The 4,826-nt window shown below is 64.8% G+C and carries 5 protein-coding genes and 1 pseudogene (1 of these 6 running past the window's edge); 4 read left to right on the forward strand and 2 right to left on the reverse strand.

The features are described from left to right. On the forward strand, positions 1-243 hold a 243-nt coding region (locus ACFE99_RS19740), incomplete at its 5' end, for a DUF559 domain-containing protein (protein WP_375488120.1). Positions 244-302: 59 nt separating this feature from the next. Here ACFE99_RS19740 and ACFE99_RS19745 read toward each other — a convergent pair. Continuing rightward, the gene (locus ACFE99_RS19745) at positions 303-1,163 is read right to left on the reverse strand and encodes a MaoC/PaaZ C-terminal domain-containing protein (protein WP_375488121.1); all 861 of its coding nucleotides are present in this window, start codon (positions 1,161-1,163) and stop codon (positions 303-305) included. A gap of 2 nt (positions 1,164-1,165) precedes the next feature. Continuing rightward, positions 1,166-2,848 carry a 3-oxosteroid 1-dehydrogenase gene (gene kstD / locus ACFE99_RS19750; RefSeq protein ID WP_375488122.1) on the reverse strand — a complete coding sequence of 561 codons (1,683 nt, stop codon included), beginning with the start codon at positions 2,846-2,848 and terminating at the stop codon, positions 1,166-1,168. Between the two features lie 72 nt (positions 2,849-2,920). On the opposite strand from kstD, the gene ACFE99_RS19755 reads away from it, so the two are divergent. The 3 genes and pseudogenes from ACFE99_RS19755 to dmpG all read left to right on the forward strand — a co-directional run. Continuing rightward, positions 2,921-3,706, forward strand: coding sequence for a 2-keto-4-pentenoate hydratase (locus tag ACFE99_RS19755; protein ID WP_375488123.1), 786 nt, complete (start codon positions 2,921-2,923; stop codon positions 3,704-3,706). A gap of 10 nt (positions 3,707-3,716) precedes the next feature. Further along, positions 3,717-4,643: an acetaldehyde dehydrogenase (acetylating) gene (locus ACFE99_RS19760; protein WP_375488124.1), complete on the forward strand. Its 927-nt coding sequence runs from the start codon at positions 3,717-3,719 to the stop codon at positions 4,641-4,643. A 46-nt stretch (positions 4,644-4,689) separates the two neighbouring features. After that, positions 4,690-4,826: pseudogene (gene dmpG / locus ACFE99_RS19765) on the forward strand (4-hydroxy-2-oxovalerate aldolase) (it continues 915 nt past the right edge of the window).

Here is a 4,826-nt window from a genome sequence, read left to right on the forward strand (position 1 = left end):
GCGACGAGCTGGTCCGCCGCGACGTCACACCACGCCAGGGCGATCCCAAGAGAAGAAGACGCCAAGGTCGCCGTCGAGTACGACGGTGACCAACACCGCAGCGATCGGTCCCAATACTCCTGGGACATCCGGCGACTGGAGATGTTAGAGCGCCGTGGCTGGATCGTCATCCGGGTAATGGCGACTGACCGACCGGCCGACATCGTCCGTCGTGTCCGCGCTGCGCTCGCCCGCCGAACGTGACAATGCAGTCACACCGGCACTCGAACGTGATCGCACAGTCACGCTCGACGCGAAGGAAATCACGCTGGCACCAATTCCACGCCGCTGAGCACTACCGCATTATCGCGGGAGGGCGCCACCACGGTGGCCAGGAAACGGCCGTCGTCTTTCCATATGCCGACCTGCAGTGTCTCACCGGGAAACGCGACACCCGAGAACCGGGCGCCGTAGGCTGCCACAGCGCTGGCATCTCCGTCCAGCATGGCGTCGACGATCGCCTTGCAGGTCATACCGTAAGTACACAACCCGTGCAGGATCGGCCGCGGAAAGCCTGCGGCAGCAGCGAATTGCGGATCGGAATGCAGGGGGTTGCGGTCGCCGCAGAGCCGGTACAGCAGCGCTTGCTGCGGCAAGACCGGTATCGCCACCTCGAGGTCAGGCTTCCGCTCCGGCGCTGCGACTGACATGGACGGCCCACGCTCGCCGCCGAATCCGCCCTCGCCGCGGGCGAAAATCGAACGCCGCTGCGTCCACAACGGTGTGCCGTCCGAGGCGGTCACCGAGGTCTCGAGCACAACCACCGCAGCCTTGGCTTTGTCCCAGACCTCGACGATGCGGCTCAAAGCACGTGCACTTCCCGACGGCGGCAACGGCGCTGGCACTTTCACCTCTTCGGAGGCGTGCAAAATCTTGGCCAAGTCGATGTCTACACCCGGCCAACTCACCTTCGGCGGTTCGACCTCGTGGAACGACGCCGCGACACAGCCGAAACTCGGCAGCACCTGCGGGGTGTGGTCCGCCACGTAGCTGAGCTCACGCGGGTCCATCGGGTCTGCACCGGCGCCCAGCGCAAGGTTGTAGAGCTGCACATCGGTGGCAGTCCATGAGAATTCGACGGCGCCGAACTCAGCGCCCAGCGCGATACTCGGATCGATGGGCATGTCTAGGCGCCTCCCGCGATATGCAGCGCCGCCAGATAGCCGAATGTCATTGCCGGACCAATGGTCCCGCCCGGCCCGGGGTAGGTATGACCCATCACCGGGGCGCTGACGTTGCCCGCGGCGTAGAGGCCTTCGATGACACTGCCGTCGTCGCGCAGTGCGCGGCCGTGCACGTCGGTGCGAATGCCACCCTTGGTGCCCAAGTCGCCGGGCACCATCTTGGCGGCGTAGTACGGGGGGTGCTTGATCTCACCCAGATTCGGGTTGGGCTTGTTGGTCGGATCCCCGTAGTAGCGGTCGTAGGCGCTTTCGCCGCGGTGAAAGTCGTCGTCGACACCCGACCGCGCAAAGCCGTTGAAACGCTGCACGGTTGCCAGCAACTCGTCGACCGGCAGCCCAGCCTTATCTGCGAGTTCTTGAAGTGTGTCGGCCTGGACGATCACACCCGAGTCCAGCCACTTACGCGGAATGCGCTGCCCGGGCTGCAGGCCGGCGAAGATATAGCGGTTCCGGTACTGCTGGTCGAACACCAGCCACGCGGGAATGTTCTCGCCCGGCCCGGGCCCTTGGCCGTATTCCCCGCCGTACATCCGGTGAACGGCCTCGACATAGGGCATCGATTCGTTCATGAATCGCTTGCCCGACATGTTGACGATGATGGATCCCGGTGAATTGCGCTCCGACAACGCGAACCATGGTGCGCCCACCAGCGGAACGGTCGGACCCCACCACGCGTCTTCCATCAGATCCAAAGTAGCGCCCAGCTTTTCGGCGGCAACAATGCCGTCACCGGTATTTGCTTTGGCCCCCACGGTCCACTCGGTGGTAATCGGAGCCCGCTGGTATTTGACCCGCATCTGCTCGTTGTGCTCGAACCCGCCGCAGGCGAGGATCACGCCGCGTCGGGCTTTGATCAGTTGCGGCTCGGCGGCATCTGGCGCGTTGGTGTCGCCGACGTACACACCGCGAACCGCACCGTTCTCGACGTAAAGATCTGTCAATGCGGTGTTGAGCTGCACCGGAACGCCGGCCTGCCGCAGGCCGATACGCAGCGGACCGATCAGCGCGCGTCCCATGCCCACGAGGTTCTTGCCGGTTGTCTTGGCCCACATCGTCCGCGCACCCACCTTGACGCTGCGCAGCACACCCCGCGGGTGGCGCTTGAGCAAGTTCAACCGCACGTAGTCCTGTTGCATCACAACCACATTCAGCGGCACCTTGCCATACGGCGGCTCTAGCCCGGGCAGGTCAGGTCCAAGCTTGTTGGCGTCGAACGGCTTCGGCTCGATCGAACGGCCAGCCGGGCGGCCGCCCGGCGCCTCGGGGTAATAGTCCGAGTAGCCCGGCACCCAGCACATTTTCAATGGCGTGTGCTCGAGCACGAACGACAGCATTTCCGGACCGCGCTCCAGATAGGTGTCGATCCGCTCCGGTTCGACGACGTCGCCGATGATGCTGTGCAGGTAGGTCCGCGCCGCCTCGGGCGTGTCTTTGACACCGTCACGCTTGAGGACCTCGTTGTTCGGAATCCACACGCCGCCGCCGGATCGGGCCGTCGACCCGCCGTAGTGCGCAGCCTTCTCGATGACTATTGTCGATAGGCCCCGGTGAGCCGCGGTAAGGGCGGCAACCATGCCGGCGCCGCCGCTCCCGGCCACGACGACGTCGAACTCCTGAGCTGTCATGTAGAACACGTTATAGAATTGCCAGGGGCGGGCGCTACTGCCCCGGTCACACCCACGAGGGGACTTCGGTAAATGCTTCCACTTGCCACCCGCGAGGCGCTGGCCGCCGACCTGGCGCAGGCCGAGCGCAGCCGTCAGCCGATCCCGCCGTTGACTGCTGCCCACCCACAGATCGACGTCGTCGACGCCTACGAAATCCAGCTGATCAATATCCGCCAGCGGCTGGCCGAGGGTGCGCGGGTGCTCGGGCACAAGGTAGGGCTCTCGTCGTTGGCGATGCAGCAGATGATGGGCGTCGACGAGCCTGACTACGGCCATTTGCTCGACGAAATGCAGGTGTTCGAAGACACGCCGGTCCAGGCGGCGAAATACCTGTATCCGCGGGTAGAGGTCGAAGTCGGCTTCATCCTGGCGGCGGACCTGCCCGGCGCGGAGTGCACCGAGGACGACGTGCTGGAGGCGACCGCCGCATTCGCACCGGCCATCGAGTTGATCGACACCCGGATCACCGATTGGAAGATCGCGTTGTGCGACACCATCGCCGACAACGCCTCGTCCGCGGGCTTCGTGCTCGGCGAAGCGCGGGTGTCGCCGGCCGATCTCGACATCACCGGGATCGAAGCAGTGCTCACCCGCAACGGTGAGGTGGTGACCAAGGGCCGCAGCGACGCCGTATTGGGCAATCCGGTCACTGCGGTGGCCTGGCTGGCCCGCAAGGTGGAAAGTTTTGGTGTACGGCTCAAGGCCGGTGACATCGTGTTACCGGGCTCCTGTACCCGAGCCATCGACGTCCGGCCCGGTGATGATTTCGTCGCCGAGTTCGACGGGCTGGGGTCAGTGCGGCTGTCTTTTGAATAGAGGAAGCAACATGGCGTCGAAGGTAAGTGTGGCCATTGTCGGGTCGGGCAACATCAGCACCGACTTGCTATACAAATTGCTGCGCTCAGAGTGGCTGGAGCCGCGCTGGATGGTGGGCATCGACCCGGAAAGCGAAGGTCTGGCGCGGGCACGCAAGCTAGGTCTAGAGACCACCGACGAGGGAGTCGACTGGCTGCTGGCGCAGTCGGAGAAACCGGACCTGCTGTTCGAAGCCACCAGCGCCTACGTGCACACGGCAGCCGCGCCGAAATATGCCGAAGCCGGGATCCGGGCCATCGATCTGACGCCGGCCGCGGTCGGCCCGGCCGTGATCCCCCCGGCGAACCTGCGCGAGCATCTGGATGCGCCCAACGTCAACATGATCACCTGCGGCGGGCAGGCGACCATTCCGATCGTGTATGCGGTGGAGCGCGTCGTCTCCGACAAAGGTGGAGTGCCCTACGCCGAGATCGTGGCGTCAGTGGCGTCGGTGTCGGCCGGACCCGGCACCCGGGCCAACATCGACGAGTTCACCAAGACCACGGCACGCGGTGTCGAGACCATCGGCGGGGCGCAGCGCGGCAAGGCGATCATCATCTTGAATCCGGCCGATCCGCCGATGATCATGCGCGACACCATCTTCTGCGCCATCCCAGAGGACGCCGACCGCGACGCGATCGCGAAATCCATCCATGACGTCGTTGCCGAGGTGCAGACGTACGTGCCGGGATACCGGTTGCTCAACGAGCCGCAGTTCGACGAGCCGTCGCTGAACTCCGGCGGTCAAGCTTTGGTCACTACCTTCATCGAGGTGGAGGGCGCCGGCGATTACCTGCCCCCCTATGCGGGCAACCTGGACATCATGACGGCGGCGGCGACCAAGGTGGGCGAGGAGATCGCCAAAGAAACCCTGTCGGTTGCAGGAGGCACACGATGACCGGCGCCGACGATGCAGAGCGCAGCGATGAGGAGGAGGCGGCGTGATGAGTGAAAGCATTTGGGACGTCCGGATCACCGATACGTCGCTGCGTGACGGGTCGCACCACAAACGCCACCAGTTCACCAAAGACGAAGTCCGCTCGATCGTCGCGGCGCTGGACGCTGCCGGTGTGCCGGTGAT

Origin of the sequence: uncultured Mycobacterium sp. (assembly GCF_964249325.1) — a bacterium.
Lineage (GTDB): Bacteria > Actinomycetota > Actinomycetes > Mycobacteriales > Mycobacteriaceae > Mycobacterium.

Excerpts from the sequence above, each read along its gene's own strand:
- ACFE99_RS19745 (WP_375488121.1), bottom strand. The coding sequence starts at position 1,163 with ATGCCCATCGATCCGAGTATCGCGCTGGGCGCTGAGTTCGGCGCCGTC.
- kstD (WP_375488122.1), bottom strand. The coding sequence starts at position 2,848 with ATGACAGCTCAGGAGTTCGACGTCGTCGTGGCCGGGAGCGGCGGCGCC.
- ACFE99_RS19760 (WP_375488124.1), top strand. The coding sequence starts at position 3,717 with ATGGCGTCGAAGGTAAGTGTGGCCATTGTCGGGTCGGGCAACATCAGC.
- ACFE99_RS19755 (WP_375488123.1), top strand. The coding sequence starts at position 2,921 with ATGCTTCCACTTGCCACCCGCGAGGCGCTGGCCGCCGACCTGGCGCAG.